At 70.8% G+C, this 23299-nt stretch carries 16 protein-coding genes; 8 read left to right on the plus strand and 8 right to left on the minus strand.

The window, feature by feature from the left end; genetic code table 11:
• Positions 1-47: 47 nt before the first annotated feature.
• Together I3V78_RS35695 and I3V78_RS35700 are read right to left on the minus strand one after the other, a co-directional pair.
• The gene (locus I3V78_RS35695) at positions 48-1082 is read right to left on the minus strand and encodes a D-alanine--D-alanine ligase family protein (RefSeq protein WP_204494955.1); all 1035 of its coding nucleotides are present in this window, start codon (positions 1080-1082) and stop codon (positions 48-50) included.
• Between the two features lie 5 nt (positions 1083-1087).
• Positions 1088-2125, minus strand: coding sequence for a putative zinc-binding metallopeptidase (locus I3V78_RS35700; RefSeq protein WP_239576899.1), 1038 nt, complete (start codon positions 2123-2125; stop codon positions 1088-1090).
• 222 nt (positions 2126-2347) lie between these two features.
• On the opposite strand from I3V78_RS35700, the gene I3V78_RS35705 reads away from it, so the two are divergent.
• The gene (locus tag I3V78_RS35705) at positions 2348-4135 is read left to right on the plus strand and encodes a M4 family metallopeptidase (protein WP_204494957.1); all 1788 of its coding nucleotides are present in this window, start codon (positions 2348-2350) and stop codon (positions 4133-4135) included.
• Between the two features lie 43 nt (positions 4136-4178).
• Here the strand turns inward: I3V78_RS35705 and I3V78_RS35710 are convergent, their stop codons facing one another.
• Both I3V78_RS35710 and I3V78_RS35715 read right to left on the minus strand, forming a co-directional pair.
• Positions 4179-4826 carry a hypothetical protein gene (locus I3V78_RS35710; RefSeq protein ID WP_204494960.1) on the minus strand — a complete coding sequence of 216 codons (648 nt, stop codon included), beginning with the start codon at positions 4824-4826 and terminating at the stop codon, positions 4179-4181.
• Positions 4827-4839: 13 nt separating this feature from the next.
• Positions 4840-5655 carry an endonuclease I family protein gene (locus I3V78_RS35715; protein WP_204494962.1) on the minus strand — a complete coding sequence of 272 codons (816 nt, stop codon included), beginning with the start codon at positions 5653-5655 and terminating at the stop codon, positions 4840-4842.
• A gap of 175 nt (positions 5656-5830) precedes the next feature.
• On the opposite strand from I3V78_RS35715, the gene I3V78_RS35720 reads away from it, so the two are divergent.
• Both I3V78_RS35720 and I3V78_RS35725 read left to right on the plus strand, forming a co-directional pair.
• Positions 5831-7015 carry an ABC transporter substrate-binding protein gene (locus tag I3V78_RS35720; protein ID WP_204494964.1) on the plus strand — a complete coding sequence of 395 codons (1185 nt, stop codon included), beginning with the start codon at positions 5831-5833 and terminating at the stop codon, positions 7013-7015.
• A gap of 225 nt (positions 7016-7240) precedes the next feature.
• A complete protein-coding gene (locus tag I3V78_RS35725) occupies positions 7241-8221 on the plus strand; it encodes a lytic transglycosylase domain-containing protein (RefSeq protein WP_204494966.1) in 981 nt (326 codons plus the stop codon).
• Positions 8222-8271: 50 nt separating this feature from the next.
• Here I3V78_RS35725 and I3V78_RS35730 read toward each other — a convergent pair whose 3' ends face one another.
• Complete coding sequence (locus tag I3V78_RS35730) at positions 8272-8889, minus strand: hypothetical protein (RefSeq protein WP_204494969.1); 618 nt, start codon at positions 8887-8889, stop codon at positions 8272-8274.
• Positions 8890-9006: 117 nt separating this feature from the next.
• Here I3V78_RS35730 and I3V78_RS35735 point away from each other — a divergent pair, with 117 nt between their 5' ends.
• Together I3V78_RS35735 and I3V78_RS35740 are read left to right on the plus strand one after the other, a co-directional pair.
• Positions 9007-10485, plus strand: coding sequence for a DUF2252 domain-containing protein (locus I3V78_RS35735; protein ID WP_204494971.1), 1479 nt, complete (start codon positions 9007-9009; stop codon positions 10483-10485).
• A 125-nt stretch (positions 10486-10610) separates the two neighbouring features.
• Entirely contained in the window at positions 10611-10814 is a 204-nt protein-coding gene (locus I3V78_RS35740) for a cold-shock protein (protein ID WP_204494973.1), read from the plus strand.
• 76 nt (positions 10815-10890) lie between these two features.
• Here the strand turns inward: I3V78_RS35740 and I3V78_RS35745 are convergent, their stop codons facing one another.
• Positions 10891-12009, minus strand: a complete 1119-nt coding sequence (locus I3V78_RS35745) for an adenosylhomocysteinase (protein ID WP_204494975.1) — start codon at positions 12007-12009, stop codon at positions 10891-10893.
• A gap of 66 nt (positions 12010-12075) precedes the next feature.
• On the opposite strand from I3V78_RS35745, the gene I3V78_RS35750 reads away from it, so the two are divergent.
• Both I3V78_RS35750 and I3V78_RS35755 read left to right on the plus strand, forming a co-directional pair.
• On the plus strand, positions 12076-13143 hold the full coding sequence (locus tag I3V78_RS35750; RefSeq protein ID WP_204494977.1) for an ADP-ribosylglycohydrolase family protein: 1068 nt from the start codon (positions 12076-12078) through the stop codon (positions 13141-13143).
• Positions 13144-13264: 121 nt separating this feature from the next.
• Positions 13265-13696, plus strand: a complete 432-nt coding sequence (locus I3V78_RS35755) for a universal stress protein (RefSeq protein ID WP_204494979.1) — start codon at positions 13265-13267, stop codon at positions 13694-13696.
• Between the two features lie 16 nt (positions 13697-13712).
• Here the strand turns inward: I3V78_RS35755 and I3V78_RS35760 are convergent, their stop codons facing one another.
• Together I3V78_RS35760 and I3V78_RS35765 are read right to left on the minus strand one after the other, a co-directional pair.
• Entirely contained in the window at positions 13713-15284 is a 1572-nt protein-coding gene (locus I3V78_RS35760) for a DUF4388 domain-containing protein (RefSeq protein ID WP_204494981.1), read from the minus strand.
• Between the two features lie 61 nt (positions 15285-15345).
• Positions 15346-16146, minus strand: a complete 801-nt coding sequence (locus tag I3V78_RS35765; RefSeq protein WP_204494983.1) for a tetratricopeptide repeat protein — start codon at positions 16144-16146, stop codon at positions 15346-15348.
• A gap of 371 nt (positions 16147-16517) precedes the next feature.
• Here I3V78_RS35765 and I3V78_RS35770 point away from each other — a divergent pair, with 371 nt between their 5' ends.
• On the plus strand, positions 16518-23207 hold the full coding sequence (locus I3V78_RS35770; RefSeq protein WP_204494985.1) for an Ig-like domain-containing protein: 6690 nt from the start codon (positions 16518-16520) through the stop codon (positions 23205-23207).
• The last annotated feature ends 92 nt before the right edge of the window (positions 23208-23299 follow it).

The raw sequence follows: 23299 nt of genomic DNA on the forward strand, positions 1-23299 counted from the left end.
TGGCGGGTATTGCTTTTTCGTGCCGGGAGAGCTCCGGAGGGGCGGTGTCAGCCCAGGGACGCGGCCTCCGCCTCGGGCTCCGGTGCGGACGGGCGCGCCTGCTGGCCCAGCCCGCACCGCCGCGCCGCCGTCTCGACGATGCGCTGGATGAGCTGGGGGTAGGACAGGCCCACCTCACGCGCGCCCATGGCCACCTCGCACTTCTCCTCGAGGTAGGGGTTCGGGTTGACCTCGAGCAGGTACGGCTCGCGGGTGGTGCTGGACACGCGGAAGTCGATGCGGGCGTAGTCGCTGAGCTTGAGCGCCCGGAAGGCCGTCACCGCGGCGCGCTCGATGCGGCCCACCAGCTCGTCCGAGAGGTCCTTGGGCATCACCAGCGCGGGCTCGCCGGGGCCCTCGGGGCCGAACTTCACTTCCCGGTCCGCGATCTTCATGCGCTTGCGGCTCCACTTGCTGCCGAAGTCCAGCTCCACCACGGGCAGCACCTGGGGCTTCGTGTGGTCCCCGAGCACGCCCACGTACACCTCGCGGCCCTCGATGAACTCCTCGGCCAGGGCCTCGTCGTCGTACTCCTCGCGGATGAGCCGCACCCGGCGCGCCAGGCCCTCCAGGTCCTTCTCCACGCCCAGGCCCATGGACGCATCCGAGCGGGCCGGCTTCACGATGAGCGGGAAGGACAGGTCGCCATGGGCCACCATGGACTGGCCGTCGAAGGTGGCGAAGCGCGGCGTGAGCACGCCGTGGAACTGGAGCAATTGCTTGGTGAGGACCTTGTCCTGCGCGAGCAGCAGGCCCGCCGTCCCCGAGCCCGTGAAGGGCAGACGCGCCAGCTCCAGCACGGCGGCCACGTTCACCTCCAGCCGGTAGTCATCGGCGAAGGTCTCGCACAGGTTGAAGACGAGGTCCGCGTTGCTGCGCGTGAGCCGCCGCACCAGGTCCGACAGGCTCTCGTCGACACGCACGGGCACCGCCGTGTGTCCCGCGTCCCTCAGACACTGGGAGACCTGCTCGACGACCGGATCGGCCTCGTCCTGTCCGGACTGGTAGTAGAGGACCGCGATGCGCAGGGGAGACAAGGCCATGGGTGTCATTCCTCGTAGAAGCGGTCGGTGTAGAGGTAGTTCATGGACATCACCGTCACCAGCGACACGAGGCGGCAGATGGCCTCGCGGCTGTCGTCGGGATGCAGGGAGAGGTTCATCGCCGCGGTGCGCTCGATGAGGTGGTCCACCAGCGCGCGCACCACGCCTCGGCTCACGCCGGAGTACTGACTCACCAGGGCCATCATCCGCTGCCGCTCGGCGCGCACGAGCGTCTCCGCGCGCACGGGCGCCTCGCCGGGCCCCTCGAAGATGTCGTCCAGCGACTGGTCGAAGGCGTCGCGCAGCTCCAGGTCCACCTTCTCGTCCAGGTCGCGCTGGCGGTAGTGGTCCTGGACCGTGCCCTCCATCTCCTCGGTGGTGAAGTCGGGCGTGGCCAGCGTCACCACCGGCGGCCGGCGGCCGAGCGTGGCGACGATGGCCTCCACGTACTGCAGCTTCTTGAGCGCGCCCCACCCCTGGTAGCGCTTCGCCCAGTCGCTGCCCGGGGTGAGCCACACGGCGAAGGTCTCGGCGAAATCCTCGTCCGGGTGCTTCTGGGCGTACCAGCCGGAGATGTGCGAGACGTAGCGGCGCGAGAAGGGCTGCGGCTTGTAGTCGTCGCGGTACGGGCGCGAGTAGTCCCCGAACGTGCGCAGCCACTCCTGCGTCTCGTAGAGCCGGTAGGCGTAGTTGAAGGCGTGGCCCGCCTCGTGGCGCAGGTACATGAGGATCTCCGCCTCGGTCTCCGCGCCGCCGCCCAGGTCCGCCTCGATGGACAGGAGGTTCGGGTCCGCCAGGTAGAACGGCAGCCCGATGACCGGCACCCCCGAGGGGCATCCCCACTCGTCCGACAGGTAGCACTGGGGCTTGAAGGAAATCCCCTTGGCCTCGAGCTCCGCGTGCAGCTGCGCGATGCTGCGCTCCAGGGGCGTGCCCGCCAGCCGCAAGGACAGGTCCTTGATGCGCGCGGACAGCAGCGCCTCGCGTTGGGGCGACAGCCGACCACGGCCCTCCCCATGCTCGGTGGAGTGCTTCTCGCGCATCACCAGGGAATCCGCTGGGCTCGGAGGCATCATGCTTCCATGAGGTAAGGAGGCCCCCGCGCCGTGCCCAGGTCCAAGGCGAGCGGGCGGTCGGGCGGCTCCTTCCATCCCTCCCCTCGGAGCCCCCCGACGAGCGAGTGCGTCACCATTTCACTCGCCGAGCGAGCAACCGGCGACAGCCCCATGCGATAATTCCACCATCCCCCGCAGTGGAGTTCCCCCATGAGCGTTCGCCGCACCGAGGGTCAAGGTCCCGTTCTCACTCCCCGTCCCGCCGCCACGGAGGCCGCGCCCGCGCCCGTGGAGAAGAACACCGTGAAGGCGACCTCGACGGACGCGCCGGCGGCCTCGCCCTTCGCCCAGGATGGCTTCGCGACAAAGGCGCCCGCGGGTCAGACGAACACCCTGCTGCCCTCCGCGCCCCAGGGCGTGGGCCGGCTGCCCCTGGCGAGCGCCGAGGCCCAGGGCGCCATCCAGACGACGCTCGCGGGGCTCAACGCCGGCGCGCCCCCGACGCTCGGCGCCGCGGGCCAGGAGTACGTGCCTCGCAGCGTGGAGCGCGATGCGCTCGGCATGACGCACGTGCGCCTGGACCGGCGGCACGAGGGCGTGAAGGTCTTCGGCGAGCAGGTCATCGGCCACCTGGACAAGGACGGCAAGCTCACGGGCACCACGGGCGAGCGGAACCCGATTCCCGCGGGCCTCGGCCGCGAGACGCCCAAGCTGTCCCCCGCCCAGGCCGAGCAGCTGGGCCGCGAGGCCTTCGGCGAGAAGCCGGACAAGCAGCCCGCGGTGGAGCGCACCGTCTACCAGGACGCCTCGGGCACGTACCACTCGGCCTACCGCGTGGAGATCTCCAAGACGTCCGGCGAGGAGCTGCCGCGCCAGATGAACTACATGCTGGACGCCAACACCGGCAAGCTGCTCAGCCAGTTCGATCAGATCGACGGCTTCTCCGCGGGACGCCACGGCGGCCACGGCGCCCACGCTCCGTCGGAGGCGGCCCCGTCCGCGCCCACCGCGCCCGGCACGCGCAAGGCCGATGATCAGACGATGTACAGCGGCAAGGTGGACCTCTCCACCACGAAGAAGGCCGACGGCACCTACACCCTCGAGGACACCTCGCGCGGCAAGGGCGTGGTGACGTACGACGCCAAGAACGCCGAGCAGGCCTCGGGGCGCACGCAGTTCACCGACAAGAACGACGTGTGGGGCGAGGCCACGGACAACCCGCGCGCCAAGGCCGCGGTGGACGCGCACTACGGCGCGGAGATGACGTACGACTTCCTCAAGGACGTGCTGGGCCGCAACTCCCTGGACAACGCGGGCGAGAAGCTCACGTCCTACGTGCACGTGAGCAACAACTTCGTGAACGCCTACTGGGACGGCGAGAAGATGAACTACGGCGATGGCGACGGGCAGACGGCCGGCCCGCTCACCACGCTGGACATCGCCGGCCATGAGATCGCCCACGGCCTCACCGAGCGCACCGCGGGCCTCGTGTACGAGGGCGAGTCCGGCGGCCTCAACGAGTCCTTCAGCGACATCATCGGCGCGGGCGTGGAGTGGTACGCCTCGCAGAAGAACCCCGGGGTGAAGTTCAACTGGACCGTGGGCGAGGCGGCGTGGACGCCCAAGAACGGGAGCAACGAGGACGGGTTGCGCTACATGAACGACCCGAAGAAGGACGGGTACTCCATCGACAACTACAAGGACTACCCGAAGCAGCAGGAGGTGCACGGCTCCAGCGGCATCGCCAACAACGCCTTCTACCTGCTCACCGAGGGCGGCAAGAACCGCACCTCCGGCCTGGAGGTCAAGGGCGGCATCGGCATGGACAAGAGCCTGAAGATCTTCGGCCGCGCCCTGACCACGTACATGACGCCCAAGACGACCTTCGCCCAGGCGCGCGAGGCCACGCTCAAGGCGGCCACGGACCTCTACGGCGCCAGGTCCGTGGAGCTGCAGAAGGTGAAGGACGCCTGGACCGCGGTGGGCGTGGGCAAGTAGTCCCCGCGGGCCGTGCCATTCCAGGCACGGCCCGCGCGCCGCTTCAGGCGCCTTGCCAGAGGAAGCGGAAGGGCGTGCCGCAGGCGCCCGTCGCGCAGCGGAACACGTAGCCCCGGCCCCCGTCCCCGAAGGCCAGTCCGAAGGGCAGCGACGCGAGCTGCGCCACGAAGCGCATGGGCGCGCCGCAGCACGTGGGCTCGGCCTCGCCATTCACCCAGACGGGCACGCCGCCCACCTTGCTCTCGGGGGCCTCGGCCTGCGCCCGGTCGAGCGCCTCGAGCTGCGCGTCCGTGGCGGTGTTCACGTCCACCGACAGGGCCTCGGTGTCCTCCTGGGCGGGCGTGAAGTCCAGCCGCGTCCGCTCCAGCGCGGCGGGTGACGCCGGCGCGCCCGTCACCGAGGGCGGGCCCGACACCACGGCCACCACGGCGTTGGCGCCCGCGTGCGCGTCCCACCGGAAGCAGACCGTGTCCGGGTTCTCGCACTGGAAGACGTAGAGCGCCGCGTGGGGCGCCAGGTCCAGGCGGCCCGGCACGTGCGGCAGTTGAAAGAGAAACCGCATGGGGGCGCCACACGTCGCGCACACCGGCCAACGCACGGCGCCCGCGGGCTCCGGCGCGCCGCCCACCTGGGCGAGCGGCACTCCGGACTCCGCGGGCACGAGCGCCCATACCTTGGAAGAAGCGTCCATTCAGGCCGAGAGCCTAGAAGTCCGAGATGCGATCCGCCAGCGAGGGATCATCCACGAAGGGGTTGCGGTTGCCCTGGTAGCCCTGGATGGCGTCGTTGCGGGCGACCTCGGCCGCGTCCACCTTGTCCATCTGGTTCCACTGCTTGAGCACCGCCTCGTCCCCGGCGGGGATGGGCTTGCCGTACACCGTGGAGAAGTAGAAGAGGGCGCGCGCCACGTTGCCCTTGTGCTCGTCCCGGGGCTCGAACACCGTCTGCCCGTTGGCGTCCTTGCCGAGCTTCGAGCCGTCCTGGCTCCACTTCACGTCCTTGACCACCTTGCCGAACGGGTAGCTGCTGCGGATGGAGTTGGCCTTGCTGTCCGTGGGGAACAGGTGGTGCAGGTCGCTCTTGGCCGCGCCCGTGGCGCCCTTGGACTGGGGCCACGAGTGCTCGGTGTTCATGTCGCTGCTGTTGGGAATCTTGTTCGTGGCGAGCTCACGGCCCGTGTACACGCACTCCACCTTGCCGTCGTGGTTGTCCAGCTCGGTGAAGATGACCTTGCGCGCCTGGTTGTAGCCCAGGTCCTTGTGCTGGGCCGCCGCGTCGTGCAGCGCCTTGATGAGCGCCTTGTCCTTGAGCCCGTCCGTGGAGCCGCCCTTGCCCGGCGTCGTGGGCGTCGTGGGCGTCGTCGGGCCCGGCGTGGGGCGCGGCTTGGCCGCGGACGTGAAGCTGTCCACGCTGGCGGCGGCACCGCGCGAGATCACTGCGGAAGCGCGCGGGGCCTCGGTCGTGGGGGCCGGCGACGAGGACAGCGGGCGGGGAGCGGTGGTGGTCGAGCGCAGGAGCATCACGAAGGCCTCTGAGAACGGCCGCGGGGGGGCGGCGCGTGGATATTTCCATTGTCGTCCCCACGCCCGGCAAGTTGCCTGTCTCCGCACTTTCTCCGCACTTTCCCTACCGTGTGGGCAAGAAACCCTCCTCGTCTCACCCGGCGTCCTCTGGCCCACCGCGTTAGAAGGCCGCATGCGTCCGTTCCCGAGACTGATGGTCGCCGTGCTCCTCATGAGCAGCGCGGCGTGTGAGAAGAAGAGCGCGCCCGCGCCGGCGAGCCCCACCCCCGCGGCGGCGAGCACGGGAGGCCCGGCGGCCGAGGGCCCCATCCTGCTGGGGCAGGTGGGCAGCCTCACGGGCAGTGAAGCCACTTTCGGCCAGTCGGCGAAGCACGGCATCGCCATGGCGGTGCGCGAGGCCAACGCGGCGGGCGGCGTGAAGGGACGCCCCCTCGCGGTGCGCGTCTATGACAGCCAGGGGCGGCCCGAGGAGGCGGCCCAGGCGGCCATGCGCCTCATCAGTCAGGACAAGGTGGTGGTGGTGCTCGGCGAGGCCGCGTCCTCCAACTCCCTGGCCATGGCGGACAAGGCCCAGGCGGCCGGGGTGCCGATGATCACCCCCACGTCCACCCATCCCGACGTCACGCGCAAGGGCGACTACATCTTCCGCGTCTGCTTCATCGACTCCTTCCAGGGCGGGGTGATGGCGAAGTTCGCCCGCGACACGCTCCAGTTCGAGCGCGTGGCGGTGCTCCAGGACAACAAGAGCGCGTTCTCGGTGGGCCTGGCGGACACGTTCCGCGAGGCCTTCGTCGCGCGCGGGGGCCAGGTGCTCACCACGGAGAGCTATTCGAAGGGGGACACGGACTTCCGCGCGCAGCTCACCACCTTCAAGAAGCTCAAGCCGCAGGCGCTCTTCGTGCCCGGGTACTACACGGACGTGGCCCTCATCGCCCGGCAGGCGCGGGAGTTGGGGCTGGCGGTGCCGCTGCTCGGCGGCGACGGGTGGGAGTCGGACCGGCTGTTCGAGCTGAGCGGCGGCGCGCTCGAGGGCGGCTACTACGTCAATCACTACGCGGTGGACAACCCGGACCCGCGCACCCAGGACTTCATCACCCGCTACAAGGCCGAGTGGAAGGAGGCGCCCGACAGCGTGGCGGCCCTGGCCTATGACGCCGCGCGCCTGGCCATCGACGCGATCGGGCGCGCGCCGGACCTGTCGGGACGCGCGGTGCGCGATGCCCTCGCCGCCACCCGGGACTTCCCCGGCGTGGGCGGCACCATCAACCTGGACGCGCACCGCGACGCGGTGAAGGAGGCGGTGATTCTCAAGGTCGAGGGCGAGACCCGGCGCTTCGTCACCACCGTGAAGCCGTAGTCACCGCCCGGTGGTGACGGGTGTCACCATGGGATGACACCAGGCACCAGGGGCCGGGGCCCCCTCCCCACCCCGCACGGCCTGGAGTCACCGGGGGAGACCCGGAGGGCCTCAAGGAAAACAGGTACTTGCGCGAGGACTTCCGCGCATCCGGGGTTGGCACACCGACTGCAATAGGTCAGAGCATCGGTTCACCCCACTTCGCCTTCCCCGAGGACTCCCGCCATGTCCATCTCGTCCCTGTCGAACAGCAACGCCGCCTTCCGCATCCCCCAGCAGAACATCGAGTCCGCGGTGAGCGAGGCGCGGCCCACGTCCATCCAGGCCGGTGGCTGCTGCCCGGGCCAGACGAGCCCGGCGAGCAACCCCCTGGGCGACCTGTTCAAGGACAGCTTCGGCGGCGCGGAGAAGGGCGGCGGTCTCCAGCAGTTCCTCGAGGGCGCCAAGCAGCTCGTCGAGACGCTCAACCAGCTCAAGGATCTGCTGGAGGGGGGCGTGCCCGAGCTCGGCGATGACGCGGCGGCCGGTGGCCTGGATGCGGCGGGCGGCGCGGCAGGTGGCGCGGCGGGTGGCGCGGCGGCTCCGGCTCCGGCTCCGGTGGGCGGCGCGGGTGGCGCGGCGGCTCCGGCCCCGGTGGGTGGCGCGGCGGCTCCGGCTCCGGTGGGTGGCGCGGGCGCGGCGGGCGGCGCGAGCAACGGCGTGAGCTCGGGCGGTGGCTCGGGTGACGCGAAGCTCGGCCCCGGCTTCCCCAAGCAGCTGGATCAGTTCAAGGGCGCCATCGAGTCCGCGGCGGCCAAGGCGGGCGTGCCGGCCAACATGCTGGCCGGGCAGATCTGGCAGGAGTCGCGCGGCAACATCGAGGCCATCACCACCAACGGTGGCAACGGCCTGTCGGACACGGGCCTGATGCAGGTCAACCCCAACACCTTCGGTGAGCTGCAGGCCAAGCACCCGGAGCTCCAGGGCAAGAACCTGGCGGATCCCGAGACCAACATCCTCGCGGGCGCCTTCTACATGAAGGACATGAACGAGCAGTTCGGCGGCAACTGGGACCTGGCGCTGCGCGGCTACAACTCGGGCCCCAACGGCGTGGACCGCAACGACCCGCGCGCGCTGCCGGCCGGCACGGGCGACGCCACCTACGTGGACAAGGTGAACAGCTTCTGGAAGACGATCGAGTCCGGCAACGGCACCCTGCCCGCCTAGTCCCGGACCCGAGACGACCCTGGGAGTCCCCCACCCCTCCCGCGCGGCGCTCAGTGCGCCGTGCTGGGGGGGTGATGCGCTTCACGGCGACGGTAGAACTCCGAGGCCGCGAGGAAGCCCACGCTGAACGCGGGCCGGAAGACCTTGGTGTAGAACCAGTTCACCCCGGGCACCGCGGCGATCATGTCCCCCAGGCTCCACATCTCCTCGTGGAAGTGGATGCGCGGCTGCATCTGCCCGTCTTCGGTGCGCTCCAGGGAGAACTCGTAGACGAGGAAGGTGCGCAGCGGGTAGGTGTACAGCCAGCTGAATTGTTTGAGGTTCATGATTCCGTCCACGAGGACGCGGCCCCGCGTCTGGCCTTCCTCGAGCTGGACGTTGAGCTGGGTGATGTCGAAGTCGAAGCGCAGCATGCGGTGGAAGCCCTCCGCGCCGCGCCGGTAGGTCTCGCGACCCCCGCCCGTCTGCCAGGGGTCCACGAACACGATGTCCTCGGCCATGTAGGGCGCGAGCCGCTCGCTGAGCTCGGCCGGAGGCACGCTCGTGTCGTAGAGGAGGAGCGTCACCTCGCGGAAGCGCGCCTCCAACTGGGCGATCAGGGCGCGGTCGCCGCGGCGCGCGGAGGACTTCGTGTCAGGAGAGTCGGAGGTCGTGGAGGCCGTCTTCATGGGCGTCCAGGGTAGGCACGGGGAGCCCCTCCGGGAACCGGCCCGGGCCACCGGGGCCAAGGGGGCATCCGGGCGACCCCTCCTGTCCCATGCTCCGCGAGTGCCTACCTTTCGGACATGCCGTCTCGTTCCCGGGCCCGTAGCGCCACCCGTCGTCTGAACGCCCTCCACGCCACCCGCCCCTCCCGGCGCGTCAAGGTCCAACAGGATCTCACCGAACCGGAGCAGGGCCCGCCGCTCGTGCCGGATCACATCCCCGTGCGCGCCGAGCGCAAGCGGCAGGGGCGGATCCTCCGCGACAAGTTTCCCCGCGAGACCCATGCCCAGTGGAAGGCGGGCCGCGAGCGGACGGATCCCATCGCCCTGCTGGAGGCGTCCAACGTGGGACGGCTCGGCTCGCTCGTGCCCATCCGCCATGCGCGCATGAGCGTGGACCCCTTCAGCTTCCTGCGCGGCTCGGCCGTCATCATGGCCAACGACCTGGCCACCACGCCCACGGTGGGCATCAAGGTCCAGGCCTGTGGGGACGCGCACCTGGCCAACTTCGGCATGTTCGCGACGCCCGAGCGCAACCTCGTCTTCGACCTGAACGACTTCGACGAGACGCTGCCCGCGCCGTGGGAGTGGGACCTCAAGCGCCTGGTCGCCAGCGTGTGGGTGGCGGGCCGGGCCCATGGCGACTCCGAGTCCCAGTGCGAGGCGGCGGTGGAGGCGTGCGCGCGCGAGTACCGGCGGTGGATGAACACCCTGTCGCACTGGAGCTTCCTGGACGTGTGGTACGCGCGGGTGGACGCCGAGGAATTGCGCGACACGCTCTACAAGCACGAGGGCGCGAGCGCGGAGAAGACACTCGCCCAGGCGCGCCGGCGCACCCAACTGGCCACCCTGCCCAAGCTCACCGAGCTGCGCGAGGGCCGCCGCTGCATCATCGACGACCCGCCCCTGGTGGCGCACACCCGGCGCGACGACGCGGAGCTGCTCGCCGAGGTGCTCCAGGTCATGGGGGACGGCTACCTGTCCACGCTCTCCGGGGAGCGCAGCACGCTGGTGCGGCGCTACACGATGGTGGACGTGGCCCGCAAGGTGGTGGGCGTGGGCAGCGTGGGCACGCGCTGCTACCTGGCGCTGCTCCTGGGCGCGCACGCGGAGGACCCGCTCTTCCTCCAGGTGAAGGAGGCCAACGCCTCGGTGCTCGAGCCCTTCGCGGGCAAGACGGCGTACACCAACGCCGGTCAGCGCGTGGTGGAGGGGCAGCGCTTCATGCAGGCCGCGTGCGACATCTTCCTCGGCTGGTGCCGCGTGGGCGGACGGGACTTCTACGTGCGGCAGCTCCGGGACATGAAGGGCTCCACGGACGTGGAGCGGCTGTCGCCCCGGGGCTTGCGCCAGTACGCCGCCCTGTGTGGGCGCACGCTCGCCCGCGCCCACGCCCGGGGAGGCGATGCCGCCGTGCTGCGGGGCTACCTCGGACGCAGCGAGACATTCGACCGCGCGCTGTGTGCGTTCGCCCGGGCCTACGCGGACCAGACCGAGCGCGACTACGGCCTGTTCCAGAAGGCCATCCGCTCGGGCCGCCTGGCGGTGGAGAAGGAATAGATCACTTTTTTACATCTCCCCTCTTCCCAAGCGTTACGAAGTATGACACACCGGCTTCGCTGCGTTCGTATGCGAAGCGGCTTCCGGTGCAACTCATGCGCCCGGACAAGAAAGAAGACGAGTAAATGGCAACTGGTACCGTGAAGTGGTTCAACGACGCGAAGGGCTTCGGTTTCATCACGCAGGAGGGCGGCGGCGAGGATCTGTTCTGCCACCACACCGCGATTCAGGCCGACGGCTTCCGCTCCCTCCAGGAGGGACAGCGGGTTGAGTTCGACGTCGCCCGTGGCCCCAAGGGCCTGCAGGCGCAGAACGTCCGCGCGATCTGATCGCCGACGTCTGATTCATCGAAGGCCTGGTCTCCGCGTGAGGCCGGGCCTTTTCCTTTTGGAGCAACCCCCTCGCTCAGCGGGCGGCGGCCGCCACGGCCACCGAGGCCCAGACGGCGCGCGGCAGGGGGTGGAGTCCCGGCGCCTGGCGCTCGCCCTCGGTGAAGAGGAAGCCGAGCCCGGCCAGCAGCGTGGCCAGCGTCACGTCGAAGGCGTTGAGGCTGTCCCCCCAGCCCGCCGTGAGGTTGGCCATGGAGCCCCCGGCGAACAGGTAGAGGGGCCGGCCCCGCGGTGACACCTCCTCCACGTGGGGAAGCAGCTCGCGCCGCGGCCCCAACGCCGCCACGTCGAGCTCGTCCGCCACGTGGCCCACGTTGAGCAGGAAGCAGCCCGCGCGCAGGTGGGCCAGTTCTGGCGCACCGATGACCCGCGCGGCGCCCGTCGCCGTGACGATCACCTCCGCGCGCGCGAGCCGCTCGGGGGTCAGCGGCCCCGCGTCCCAACCCGCGTAGCGCGCCTCCAGCAGCCGCGCCGCGTCCCGCTCGGCCACCTCCACCGTCGCGCCGAAGGCCCGCGCCACGTCCGCCACCCCCTGCCCCACCCGCCCATGGCCCACCACCAGCACCCGCTTGCCGTGCAGGGACAGGTGCGTGCGCTCACAGAAGGCCAGCCAAGTGGTGAGCCCCACCAGCCAGCGGTTGTGCAGCCCTTCCTTGATGGGCAGGTCGTCCCAGTTGAAGACCGGGTAGCGCGGGGACAGCGCGCGCAGCCGGGCGATGCCCGAGCCCGTGGCCTCCAGGCTCCCGCGCACCGCGGGCCCGCCCTCGCGCGCGTGCAGCGCCCCGGAGAGGTCCGCGCCCATCTCGCACAGGTGCGTGGGGCCCCAGGCGAGCGCCCGCGCGGTGCCCTCGGCCAGCGCCTCCGGGGACATGTCCTTCCACGCATGGGCCTCGGCGCCGCGCGCGCGCAACCACGCCACCACCTCGTCGCGCACCGTGGTGGCGTTGCACGTGGTGAGGAACACCGCCGCGCCCTTGTCGAGCAAGGCCTCCACGGCGGGGATCATCTTGAGGTCCAGGTGCATGGAGCACGCGAGCCGGATGCCCTTCAGGTCCGGCAGCGCCTCGCCCCCGGCGCGCGTCAGGGGCATGTGCAGCCGCGCCCACGCCAGCTCTCGTGCGAACACATCCATCATGAGGGGGACGTGTATCACGGGGCCCGGGGCCCCTGGAGCGTCGGGCGGACGGGGTACACTCGCGGCATGAGAGCCGATGCGTTCGAGGGGGCGCTGCTGGGAACGGTCGTGGGCGACGCGCTGGGGCTGCCCCGCGAGGGCCTGTCCCACCGGCGCGCCCTGCGCATGTTCGGCCCGGCCCCGCTGCACCACCGCTTCCTGCTCGGCCGGGGCGTGGGCAGCGACGACACCGAGCATGCGTGCATGGTCGGCCAGGCCCTGCTCGCCGCGCCCGAGGCCCCCGAGCGCTTCGCCCGGAGCCTCGCGTGGCGGCTGCGCGGCTGGCTGCTCGGGCTGCCCGCCGGGGTGGGCTGGGCCACGCTGCGCGCCACGGTGAAGCTCTGGCTCGGCTTTTCCCCCCAGCACAGCGGGGTGGTGTCCGCGGGCAATGGTCCGGCCATGCGCGCGCCCCTCCTCGGGGTGTGCTTCGCCGAGCAGCCGGAGCGGCTGGCGGCCTTCGTGCGGGCCTCGAGCCGGCTCACCCACCGGGATGCCCGCGCCGAGCAGGGCGCCCTGGCGGTGGCGCTGGCGGCGGCCCATGGCGCCCGGCGCGGACCCGCGGGCGTGGACGCGGAGGAGGTGATGCGCGAGTGGGCGGCCCATGTCGACGAGCCGCTCCTGCGCGAGGCATTCGCCTGCCTCCGCGCGGCCTGGGAGCGCGGGGCGAGCGTGGCGGCGTTCGCCGAGGACTTGGGGCTCGGAGACGGCGTGAGCGGCTACGTCCTGCACACCGTGCCGGTGGTGCTCTACGCCTGGCTGCGGCACGCCACGGACTTCCGGCGGGCGGTGGAGGAAACCATCCTGCTCGGCGGGGACAGCGACACCACGGGCGCCATCGTCGGAGCGCTCATGGGCGCCACGCTCGGTCCGGGCGCCATCCCCGCCGAGTGGCTCGCGCCCATCGCCGAGTGGCCCCGCTCCGTGGCGTGGATGCGGCGGCTCGGGGGACGGCTCGCCGCGCGCTTCGCGGGCCCCGCCACGGACACGTCCCCGGGCGCCCTGCCCCTGTTCTGGCCGGCGCTCGTGCCGCGCAACCTGCTCGTGCTCGTCGTGGTGCTGGGCCACGGGTTCCGGCGGCTCCTGCCTCCGTACTGAGTCCCTCCCGAGCCCCTCCCCGCCCGCCTGGTGCCGGAGCGGGGCGCCAGGCGCCGGGCTTGCTCCTGACGCCCGCGGCCCCACCCTGAAGGGAGGACCCACAGGCCACAGGAGGGCGGACGTGATTCAGCACATCCTCGTCGCGATCGATGGCTCGGAGACCTCGCGCAAGGCCGCGCGCTTCGCGCATGATCTGGCCCAGCAGACCCAGTCGCGCATCACCCTGCTTTTCGTGCTCGAACCGCCCCGGATGGTGCCGCTCGGCTTCCTGGACTCGGAGCTCATCTCCACCGGTCAGCGCTCGGCCGAGGACATGGAGCGGGTCAAGCGCCTGCTCGACGAGCTCGCCGCGGACCTGCCCCGCGCCCAGGTGCAGAAGGTGGTGGAGATCGGCCGACCCGCGGACACCATCGTCGAGCAGGCCGACCGGCTCGGCGCGGACCACATCGTCGTGGGCGCCCGGGGGCTCAACGCCGGCGGCAAGTGGCTGCTCGGCTCGGTGAGCGACCGGGTGATCCACCACGCCAGCCGCCCCGTGACGGTGGTGCACTGAGGCAGTGCACCGAGCCTCAGCGCTTCACGCGCTTCATCGTCTCCTGCACCAGGTCCACGTACTGGCGGTTCTTCGGGTTGATCTTGAAGGCCTTGCGGTAGGCGTCCTCGGCCTGGGCCCACTGGCCCTCGCCGCGCGACACCTCGCCGGTGAAGAACCACGCCTCCTCGCACCCGGGCTCCTGCTTGAGCACGTCCTGCAACTCCTGCAGCGCGAGCTTGCCGTGCGACTCGGGCTTCATCAGGTAGCGCGCCCAGGCGCGGTAGGCCTTGTAGAGCGGCTTCGGGTCGATGTCGCACGCGTACTCGAAGTACTCGAAGGCGCCCGCGTGGTTGGTGGCCTTCAGGCGCTTCATCGCCTCGTCGAACTGGGTGGTCGCGTCCAAGAGGTCCGTGCGGATGCGGAACTGCTCCGCGGTGGAGGGCCGGCCCGTGTTGTTCGTCTTCTTCTCGCGCGCCGCCTGGCGCCGCTTGCGCCAGAGCGCCGCCTGCTCCACCTCGGTGAGCGCCCCGTACGCGCGCGCGTAGGCCACCAGCAGTCCCTCGGCCTTCTCCTTGAGGTCCGCCGTCTGGAAGCGCAGGGGCGAGAACTTGTCGGACAGCGCGAGGAACGCCTTGCGCAGCGCCACCGGCTGCACGTTCTCCGGCACGGCGAGCAGGTCGAACGGATCCTGGCTGCGGTGCGAGAGGAAGGCGCTGAGCAGCGCGTTCTTCACGCCGTCGTCCTCGTCCGAGAACGGCAGGCCCGCGGGCACGGCCGACACCGTCTCCAGCGTGCCGGGCATGGGCGTGAGGGCGGGCCCGGGCGGGGGCGGCGCCACGGCGTGCGCGCCCGAGCCCGCCGCGACGGGGGCGGGCCGCTTGTCCACCTCCTCGGTGAAGTCCGCGAGCCCCAGGAGGCAGAAGGCGTAGAGCCGGCGCAGCGTGGCGTCGGTGTCCATGCCCGAGCGCTCCATCAGCTCGGAGAAGGTGGGCCGGAAGCGCAGCGCCTGGAAGAGCCGCGCGTCCTTGGCCGACAGCTTGGGCCCCTCGATGCCGGGCACCTGCGCGAAGCGCTGCTCGTCGGTGAAGGCGAAGTGCGTGGCCACCTCGTCGAAGGGCATCACGTTGCTCACCCCGGTGAGGATGAGCTGCGAGCTGTTCATGCGCACGCTGGTGTCCGGCGGCTCCACGTCCGCGATGAGCCGGAAGCGCGCGTCCGTCCAGCGAAAGCAGTCCAACAGGCTCATGGCCATGTTCGCCTGCATCTGCTTGTACAGGTCGAACGGGCTGATGAGGCCCTTCTGCACCAGGAGGCCGCCGAGCGGCACGTCCGTGCTCACGCTCTCGGCGAGCGCCTTCTGGTAGTCCACCTCGGAGAGCTTGCCCTTCTCCACGAGGAACTTGCCCAACGTCTCGTGCAGCAGGTTGCTGGAGCTCGCCACCGGCGCGCCGTCCTCGAAGGTGATGCGCTTCTCGCGCTGGCGCACCTTGAGCTCCAGCGTGCACGAGCGCTCCTCGATGGACAGCGCGTGGAGCAACAGCGGGAAGGGCGTCTCGGCGAGAGCCCCGTCGCGCTGCTTGAGGACCTGGGCGGGCGTGGCGAACATGGCGCCCCAGCTTAGCGGTTCTCCGGGGGAGTCAGGAAATATCCGCTGGGGCTCAAGTCCCCTATTCCCCGTCGTCCTCCCAGGCGTAGGTGCCATCCGGCTGGTAGTACTCGGTCTCCGAGGGGGTCAGCCGCGTGAGCACCGTGCCCACGAGCACGAGCCCCACCACCAGGGCGCCCCCGTACAGCAGGGGCCGGCTGGGACGCGCCCGCCACGCCCACAGCCGCTCGCGCCGCCGCTGGAAGGAGGGCGCGGCCGTGTACTCGCGCCAGGCATCCTCGCGCATCAGCGCCCCGTCCGCGTCCCGGCCCGCCCGGTCGAGCGCGCGCGCCAGCAGCACCCGGCCCTCCACCGTGCCGGGCCGCGCCTCGCGCAGCCGCCCCAGGGCCTCGATGGCGCCCGGGAAGTCCCCGCGCGCCAGCCGGTGGCGCCCGCGCTCCAGGTCGATGGCGCCCATCTGGTAGCGCGCGTCGAGCTTCTCGGCCTCGTCGAGCAACAGCTCGCCCCGGGCCTTGTCCCCCGAGCCCAGGTACGCCACGCCCAGCAGGTAGAGCGTGGCGACGTCCTCGTCCCCCGCCTCCAGGTTGGGCTTGAGCACCTCCACCGCCGCCGCATGGCGGCCCCAGCCCACGTACAGGTCCGCCAGCTCCGCGCGGGCGCGGCGGTCATGGGGGTTGGTGTGCAGCGTGCGCTGGAGTTGCGAGGCCCGGCGCCAGCGCGCCAGCGCCCGCATGGGCCGGGGCAGCACACCCACCGTGGCGCGATCCAACAGCCACAGCGCGCCGAGCACCACCAGCGCCGAGAGCACCGGGCTGCCCGTCAGCCGCGCCAACAGCATCCACAACAGCCAACCTTTGATCATCGCGCGCGCCTCATATCAGCAGGTCCGGAGCGCCGCCCATCCCCCCGGCCCCCGCGCCCCTCCGGGGGCGTTGTGGGGCGTGGCGTTTCGCCCCGGGGGGCGTTTCGCGCCACTCGCGGAGGGCGGCCCGGCGGCCTGAATTCCATGCATTGCCGAGTGTTCGGGGCGCGTTTTTCGGGATTGCAAGCGGAATCGACCGGGAATTCGCGGCCCCTGGGAGCACTGGCGTAGGATCGACAGTCGCAACCCCCCTGGCGTCGACATTGCAGCAGCGCGCTCCGCCTTCTTTTTTCCACTCCCTCTTGAACCCCGTGGACTTCATGAGAAATCCCGACCCCTCGCCGCCCCCCTCATCCGGTGCAGGTCGCGCGATGCGCTCGAGCATCCCGGCGCTGCTGATCGCCGTCGCGATGAGCCTCACCTCGGGCGCCGTCCAGGCCCAGCCCGTGAGCAACGCGCCGCCCAAGCTGCGCTACGCCGAGGACCTGCGCGGCAACTTCGCGCTCGTCGGCAATACGCTCGCGCAGGACTGCCGCAAGACGACGCCCTTGCCCATCACCGGCCGCATGCCGCCGGTGGAAACGTTCGTGCCGGGCGATCCGGCCTGCTACCAGCGCGACACGTCCCCGGACTTCTTCTGGACGTTGAATGACCCGGCCATGGAGACCACGGGGGCCACCACCCAGCCCGCCGCGCCCATCACCACCTCGAGCAAGGGCATCAACCCGCTGACGGCCTCGAGCCAGGCGGCGCTGTCGCTGCCCACGGGCGCCACGGTGGTCTACGCGCGGCTGTACTGGGCGGCCACCCGCTTCACCGCGGGCGCCGGCGACAAGGTCCAGGCGCCGGACCTCACCGCGCACCTGTCCCGGCCGGGCGTGGCCGGCTTCGAGATGGACCTCACCGCGGACGACTACGCCTTCCAGTACACGGCGGGCGGCGAGTACCAGTACCAGTCCACGGCGGACATCACCGACATCGTGAAGAACTACGGCGCGGGCCGCTATCAGATCAGCGACGTGCTGGCGGTGTCGTTGGACACCAGCGCGGGCGGCGGCGAGTACATCTTCGACGGCTGGTGGATGGCGGTGTTCTACGAGGTGCCGGGCGCCACCAAGCGCCACCTCAAGCTCTTCGACAGCATGCGCATCGTGGATGGGGCGCCGGGCACGTCCTTCACCCTGAGCGGCTTCTACGTGCCCACGTACGCGGTGGACGCCAAGCTGGGCGTCATCGCCTTCGAGGGCGACGACCCCGCGCCGGACATCAACGACACGTTCTCCTTCAACGGGAAGATCGTCAGCAACGACCTCAACCCGCCCAACAACTTCTTCAACAGCACGCGCTCGTGGAGCACCACGAAGACGGGCGTGACCACGGACACGCCGCTGACCGGCCTGGACCCGGGCTCCGACGGCAAGTTCGATTCCTACCCCATCAGCAACCGCAACGACCGGCCGCAGCTCACCGGCACGCCGGGCAGCATGTCCGGCATCGACCTGGACGTGGTGGACGTCACGGTGGCCGCGGGCGACCACACCGCCACGGCGCTCGCCAACACCTCGGGTGACCGCTTCTGGCTCGCGGGCTTCATCACCTCCATCACCACCCAGGCGCCCGACTTCACCAACACCCTCAAGACGGCCGAGAACCTCACGCGCAAGGACGGCACGGTGCGTCCGGGCGACCGCATCCGCTACACCATCACCACGCAGAACACGGGCGATGACCACTCCAAGGACACGGTGGTCAACGACAAGCTGCCCCCCCAGCTGGACTACGAGGCGGACTCGCTCGAGCTGCTCAGCGTGGCGCCCGGCGACAGCACACCGCTCGGCCAGCTCACCGACGCCAAGGGCGACGACGTGGGCCACTACGACACGGCCACGCGCACCATCACCGTGTACCTGGGCAAGGGCGCCACGCCCACCCGCGGCGGCACGCTCCGGGGCATCATCCAGCCGGGTGACGTGGGCGAGAGCACCAGCCTCACCTTCGTCGCGATCGTGAAGTCCGGCGTCTCGGGCATCGTCGAGAACCAGGCCATCATCACCGCCGGCGGCATGCTCGGCATCGATCCGGTGGACACGCCCTCGCAGAGCCCGGAGGGCTCGGGCCCCACCGACTTCGAGGTCGCCGAGGTTCCCCGGCCCGTCATCAAGGTGCCGGCCAACGGCGCGCTCATCAACAACAAGCGCCCCGTGTACTCGGGCACCGCGCGGCCGGGCTACACGGTCATCGTGAAGGTGGATGGCACCGACCTGTGCACCACCACCGCCGACGCGGCGGGCAACTGGTCCTGCCCCACCCCCACGGGCCGCGCCGACCTGGCCCAGGGCGCCCACAATGTCACCGCCCAGGCGCGCAACGCCGCCGGTGTGACGAGCGACATCGTGCGCAACGACTTCACGGTGGACGCCATCGCCCCCTCGCCGCCCGTCATCACCGCGCCCACCTCGGGCCAGGTGTTCGACAAAACCCAGCGCCCCACCTTCGAGGGCACCGCCGAGCCCAACGCCCTGGTCACCGTGAGCGTGGACGGCCGGGTCATCGGCCGCATCCGCGCCGACAGCTCGGGCAACTGGTTCCTCATCGCCCCCACGGCGCTGGCCGACGGCCCGCACACCGTGGGCGCCACGGCCAAGGACGCCGCGGGCAACGAGAGCACCGCCACGAGCGTGCCCTTCAGCATCAGCGTCAACCCGCCCGACACGAAGATCACCAAGAACCCGCCGGCCAAGACGCTCGACCGCACGGCCACCTTCGAGTACGAGGGCATCCCGTCCGGTGGCATCCAGAGCTTCGAGTGCAGCCTGAATGGCGTCACCTTCACCACCTGCACCCCGACGCTCGTGTACACGAAGACGTACACGGACCTGCCGGATGGTCGGCACACCTTCCGCGTGCGCGCCCGCAACTACTCGGGCTTCGTGGACACCACGCCCGCCACCTACACGTGGCTCGTGGGCCTCGACAGCGACAACGACGGCATCCCCGACAGCATCGAGACCGCCACGGGCACCAACCCGAACGACGATGACACGGACGATGACGGCATCCTCGATGGCAACGAGGACACGAACGCCAACGGCGTCGTGGACGGCGGCGAGACGGACCCCCGCCTCAAGGACACCGACGGGGACGGCATCCAGGACGGCACCGAGATGGGCCTGACCGCGCCCCAGGGCACGGGCACCAACCTCGCCGTCTTCATCGCCGACCAGGATCCCTCCACCACCACGCTGCCGCTGGACGCCGACACCGACAACGGCGGCGTGCCCGATGGCATCGAGGACCTCAATCACAACGGCCGCATCGACTCGGGCGAGACCGACCCGAACAACCCCGCGGACGACCTGACCGACAGCGACAACGACGGCATCCCCGACAGCGTCGAGATCGCCACGGGCACCAACCCGAACGACGATGACTCGGATGACGACGGCATCAAGGACGGCAACGAGGACAAGAACCACGACGGCAAGGTGGACGCGGACGAGACCGACCCGCGCAAGCGTGACACCGACGGCGACGGCCTCCAGGACGGCACCGAGCTGGGCCTGACCGCGCCCCAGGGCACGGGCACCAACCCCGCCGTCTTCATCGCCGACCTGGACCCCTCCACCACCACCAACCCGCTCGACCGCGACACCGACAAGGGTGGCGTGTGGGACGGCGTCGAGGACAAGAACCACAACGGCCGCATCGACGCGGGCGAGATCGACCCGAACAATCCCGCGGATGACGGCCTGATCGACAGCGACGGCGACGGCCTGCCCGACGTCATCGAGAACGCCAACGGCACCGACCCGAACGACGACGACTCGGACGACGACGGCATCAAGGACGGCAACGAGGACAAGAACCACGACGGCAAGGTGGACGCGGACGAGACCGACCCGCGCAACCGTGACACCGACGGCGACGGCATCCAGGACGGCACCGAGATTGGCCTGACCGCGCCCCAGGGCACGGGCACCAACCCCGCCCTCTTCATCGCCGACCTGGACCCCTCGACCAAGACCAACCCGCTCGACAAGGACACCGACAAGGGTGGCGTGTGGGACGGCGTCGAGGACAAGAACCACAACGGCCGCATCGACGCGGGCGAGACCAACCCGAACAACGCCGCGGACGACGTGACGGTCGACAGCGATGGCGATGGCCTGCCCGACGTCATCGAGAACGCCAACGGCACGGATCCGAACGACGACGACTCGGACGACGACGGCATCAAGGACGGCAACGAGGACAAGAACCACGACGGCAAGGTGGACGCGGGCGAGACCGATCCGCGCAACCGTGACACCGACGGCGACGGCATCCAGGACGGCACCGAGCTGGGCCTGAGCGCGCCCCAGGGCACGGGCACCAACCCCGCCCTCTTCGTCGCCGACCAGGACCCCTCCACCAAGACCAACCCGCTCGACAAGGACACCGACAAGGGTGGCGTGTGGGACGGCGCCGAGGACCTGAACCACAACGGCCGCATCGACGCGGGCGAGACGGATCCCAACAACCCCGCGGATGACGACCCCACCAAGGACTCCGACGGCGATGGCATCCCCGACGCCACCGAGGTCGCCAACGGCACCAACCCGAGCAGCGACGACACGGACAACGACGGCATCACCGACGGCAACGAGGACAAGAACCACGACGGCAAGGTGGACCCGGGCGAGACGGATCCGCGCAAGCCCGACACCGACGGCGATGGCATCCAGGACGGCACCGAGATTGGCCTGACCGCGCCCCAGGGCACGGGCACCGACCTGTCCGTCTTCGTCCCCGACCAGGACCCCTCCACCCAGACCAACCCGCTGGATCCGGACACCGACAAGGGCGGCGTGCCGGACGGTGGCGAGGACCGGAACCACAACGGCCGCATCGACGCGGGCGAGACGGATCCCAACAACCCCGCGGACGATCAGCCCACCCCCGGTGGCGGCGTGGACTCGGACGGCGATGGCATCCCGGACAGCGTGGAGATCGCCAACGGCACGGATCCGAACAACGCGGACACCGACGGCGACGGCCTCAAGGACGGCGAGGAGGACAAGAACCAGAACGGCAAGGTGGACCCGGGTGAGAGCGATCCGCTCAAGGCCGACACCGACGGCGGCGGCGTGAACGACTACGACGAGGTGAAGAGCGGCACCAACCCGCTGGATGGCCGCGACGACTACCTCATCGGTGGCCGGGGCTGCAGCAGCTCGGGCGGCGCTCCGCTCGCGTGGCTCACCACGGCGCTGCTCGCCGCGCCCTGGCTGCGCTCGCGGCGCTCCTCGCTCCGGGGGGCGCTGGCCAAGGGGGGCCTGCTCGGTCTCATGGGCGTGCTCGCGGCTCCGACCGCGCACGCCCAGGTGACGGCGGCACCCCTGTCCGAGTCCATCGACGCACAGCGCTACAAGCCCGGCCCGGGCATCAACGACATCCTGGGCGTGCACGGCGCCCGGGTGGGCCAGCACCTGGGATGGCACCTCGGGGCGTCGATCAACTACGCGAGCAACCCCCTGGGCATCTTCAACCCTCGCACGGACACCTTCGTCCACGAGATCGTGTCGGACCAGGCGACGCTCGACCTGATGGGCTCGCTGTCGCTGTGGGAGCGCTTCGAGCTGGGGGTGGCGGTGCCGCTCACCTACCAGGCCGGGCAGGCGGCCACCTCCGGCACGCCCTTCGCCACCGGGACGACGGGCTCGGGGCTCGGGGATTTGAGGCTCGTGCCCAAGGCGCACCTGGTGTCCGCGGGCGCCTTCGGCCTGGGCCTCGTGGTGCCCATCCACCTGCCCACCGCGGGAGGCGCGGACTACCGCGGCGGCGCGAGTGTCAGCGCCCGTCCCCAGCTCATCGCCGAGTGGGGGCGGGAGCCCGCGGGCTTCCGACTGGTGGCCAACCTGGGCGCCAACGTCCAGCGGGCCGCGCAGCTGCGCAACCTCGATGCGGGCACCGAGCTGATGTACGCGCTGGGCGCCCAGCTGCCCTTCACCCAGAAGCTGGCGCTCCGGGCCAACCTGGCGGGCGCGTTCGCGCTCGGCGACAACGACTTCTCGGGGCGGCCCCTCGAGGTGCTCGCGGCGCTGCAGTACCGCTTCAATCCCGGACTGGCGGCCCACATCGGCGGCGGCCCGGGCATCACCCGCGGCTACGGCACGCCGGGCTTCCGCGTCTTCGCGGGGCTCGACTGGGGCAGGCCGGAGGGTGAGCCGGCCCGGGCCGAGACCACGCCGACTCCCGCGCCCGCGCCGGTCCCCGCCGGGCCGGTGGACTCGGACGGCGACGGCATCCCGGACGTGAAGGACAAGTGCCCCACGCAGCCCGAGGACAAGGACGGCTTCCAGGACGAGGACGGCTGCCCGGATCCGGACAACGACAAGGACGGCATCCCGGACACCAAGGACAAGTGCCCGCTGCAGCCCGAGACGGTCAACGGCTACCAGGACGAGGATGGGTGCCCGGACGAGGATCCCAACAAGGACTCGGACGGGGACGGCATCCCGGACGTGAAGGACAAGTGCCCGCTGGTGGCCGAGGACAAGGACGGCTTCCAGGACGAGGACGGCTGCCCGGATCCGGACAACGATCAGGACGGCATCCCGGACGCGCAGGACCAGTGCCCGAACGAGCCGGAGACCATCAACGGCGTGAAGGACGAGGACGGCTGCCCGGACGAGGGCAAGTCCAAGGTGCGCCTGGAAGGCAACCGCATCGTCATCCTGGACAAGGTGTACTTCGCCACGGCCAAGGACGTGATCCTTCCCAAGTCGTTCAACCTGCTCAAGCAGGTGGGCTCGGTGCTCCGGGCCAACCCGCAGATCGAGTTGCTGCGCGTGGAGGGCCACACGGATGACCAGGGCAATGACGCGAGTAACCTGAACCTGTCCAAGCGCCGCGCGGGCACGGTGCGCCAGTTCCTCATCAAGGAGGGCATCGCGGCCGAGCGGCTCGAGGCGGAGGGCTACGGCGAGACCCGCCCCGTGGACACCAACAAGACGGCGCTCGGCCGGGAGAACAACCGGCGCGTCGAGTTCAACATCCTGAAGCTGGCGGGCCAGCAGTAGGCCCGGGCCCGGCCCCTCACGAGCGGCTGGACAGGAACGGCGCGGGCAGGCACATGACCTGCTCGCGCCGTTCGCGTTTCCGCCCCCCCTCG

This window comes from Archangium primigenium (assembly GCF_016904885.1).
Taxonomy (GTDB): domain Bacteria; phylum Myxococcota; class Myxococcia; order Myxococcales; family Myxococcaceae; genus Cystobacter; species Cystobacter primigenius.